Source organism: Lacinutrix cladophorae, from assembly GCF_053604645.1.
This window is the reverse complement of sequence record NZ_JBSHNR010000036.1, coordinates 1-2,597: the sequence shown is the minus strand read 5'-3', so window position 1 is coordinate 2,597 and position 2,597 is coordinate 1. Positions and strand designations below refer to the sequence as shown.

2 protein-coding genes are annotated in these 2,597 nt (G+C 32.7%); both read right to left on the bottom strand.

The genetic code is table 11. The annotated features are described in order from the left end of the window. Window positions 1–298: 298 nt before the first annotated feature. Window positions 299–1,186 (bottom strand): YDG/SRA domain-containing protein, encoded by an 888-nt coding sequence (locus ACVC3Y_RS00245; protein ID WP_452225738.1) that lies wholly within the window; start codon window positions 1,184–1,186, stop codon window positions 299–301. Between the two features lie 138 nt (window positions 1,187–1,324). Next, the gene (locus ACVC3Y_RS00240) at window positions 1,325–2,464 is read right to left on the bottom strand and encodes a hypothetical protein (RefSeq protein ID WP_452225737.1); all 1,140 of its coding nucleotides are present in this window, start codon (window positions 2,462–2,464) and stop codon (window positions 1,325–1,327) included. Window positions 2,465–2,597: the final 133 nt, after the last annotated feature.

Below are 2,597 nucleotides of genomic sequence, written 5' to 3'. Positions count from 1 at the left end.
TATATAAGCTTTCGTGTTGTTTTCGTTTAAAAGAGTCTCTATTTGAATTCTCTCTTTTAGAGTAAGTCGTTTATGTTTTTTTACTTCCATTATAACAAATCTATAAATTTAGATTTGTTGCGTTAAGTTATTGAATGGAGGACTTGGTTTTTAAATTATGCCCAACGGTCTCGGCTATGAGTAGTTGCGTGGGTTAGCGGTTAACTTTACAAGTACACACCGAGTTGGAAATTCCGCAGGAATTTCTAAAGTAGGCGAGAACAAGCAATTACTTATAGCCATTGTTAGCACCAGTTTTTTATCTGTTCTTTTCATCATAGAAATGCTCTAAGTGATACTTTAAATATTCCTTATTAATTAGATGACCTTTCTTTATTGTTAATTTCCCTTCAATTCCAATTAATTCAAAGTTTTCAAGAATTCCGAAGCCACCATAGTCGAACATTACGTGATGATTAGGACATAAGCATAGCAAATTGTCTTCTGAATCAGGTCCATTATGTGGTGCTCCTAACGGTTTAATATGAGCTGCCTCTGCATAATAACCAGAAGAAGTTTCAATTTGTGTGTCACATACTTGACAAGTATATTTATATTTTTCTTTTACCATTTTAGAAAGTATAGTATCTCGAACAATTCTTTGTATTCGAGTCTCTATTCTTTTCGTTTGTTTATCCTCTTTTGAATTGTATTCAGCTTGCTCTTCCTGTAAAACATTTGATTGCTTTTTTAATTCTCCCTCAATTTTTCTAAGTCTAAAACGCCAAACTATAAAATTACTTTTCCCTTTTTCTTTCCAATAATCTTCTACTCGAAACAATCCATCATATCTATAACCTTCATCAGGTGCAAAATTCGAATTTTTGTATGCTCCTCTGATTACTCTCACAGGTAATCCATTTTTACAACTTTCAGCAAGTGCTAAATTTCCTCTTACTAATTCTTGGTCTGTTACTTGTTTGCCAGTTGATAAATCCCTTCCTCCGTGTCCTGTATAAATTATAATATCTCCATAATCTTCGTCGTCTTCATAACCTCCAGATACTATTATTGAATCAGCTCCTTCATTTTGACTTCCACTAATTCCAGCTTGAGTTGGTCTATGCACACCACTTTGTGAAAGTTCAAGTCTATTTCTAAAACTATCACCTTTATAAAGTCCTTGAAGTTCTCCAAATATTCTCATTTTTCAAATTGGTGCTAACGTGTTTGTATAAGATTAGTTGCGTGGTTTAAGCAACTAATTTAGCAAATGCAAACCGAATAGAAAATCCGCGAGGATTTTCGTAAGTAGGCTTGCAGTAGCAATTAATTTTATACGGTGTTAGGGTGCGTATTTTCCATTTTTCGTTCCTTTTGATGAAACATTTACATTCTTAAATTGATTTATAAACTTGATGTTAAAATCCAAGGCTTTTAATGATTCGTTTTCTGAAATAGAATTCTTTTTGTAATAGTCACCAATAATTATCCATGCAAAACTTTGAGCCTCAATGGTCTCTTGTCTTTGCAAATCAAATGACAACGAACCATAACTATGGGCAGAATTATTTCTTAATTCAAATAAGTCATAATAGTAATCGAGATATGATTGACTAGTCAGTTTAAATTCCTCATCAGGATTTATTAAGATGTTCTTTGACCACCTTTCTTTGGCTCTTCTTAATTTTACTTCTGTATCTTTCTTTCCAGGTTTACCCAAAATTGCTTCTACGCTTCTAGTAGCTTGTACAATTGCTGCTTCCATTTTTGGAAGAAGATTAATTCTTTCCCATATCTCGGGCTCATGGTCTTTATGTTTCCTTAAATGTTCAGGTGTCAAAGCGCATATTTGACAGAATTCGTGATTTTGTTTAGCAGCAATAATATTTTGACACGCTATAAAGAATTTGTCATCTCTTGTTAATATCTCTATTAAAACAGCAATATCACTGAATTCATGAATTCTGCGCATACTTCTCCAATTCAGAGTGTTGTGTCTGTCTTTAAGATAATGTAAGTTATCAAAGCTTTCACTATGATTGAATCGATAAACCCAATCATAAGCAAATTCATGATTAGATTCCAGTTCACTCGCCATGGTAAAAGCGATTTCTAATATAGAAATTCCTGTTTTCCATAATGCTTTTTCCTTAACAGTTTGATTAACCTCCACAACAAGATTTGAGTATTCGTCAGTTTCATGTGTCCAACAATAGAATTTCTCATAACCTATTGTAAAGAATTCATTTAACTCACCTTTTGAAAGAATAAAATCATTGCTAATTCCAATTCCTTCGATTAAAGCATGTTTAAGAACATCATTTGGTGCATCAACAGGATTTTCTTTGTAATAATCGATTCTAGCTTGGTGTTGTTCTTGTAGAAGTTTCTGTAATAAAGACATACTCTTTTCTTTATCACCATTTAAATATTCTTCGGTGAAAAGATTAATTTTGTCTTCATTAATACTTGGTTTCTTCATAGTTTATATGCACCCTAACGGTCTTGTGTATGGAAAGTTGCGTTTTTGGCGACGAGGATTTTCCGAAGGAAAATCAGAAGTTGGCAAAAATGCAACTACCATTATTTAAGCACTAATCTAGCAATTTTTTATA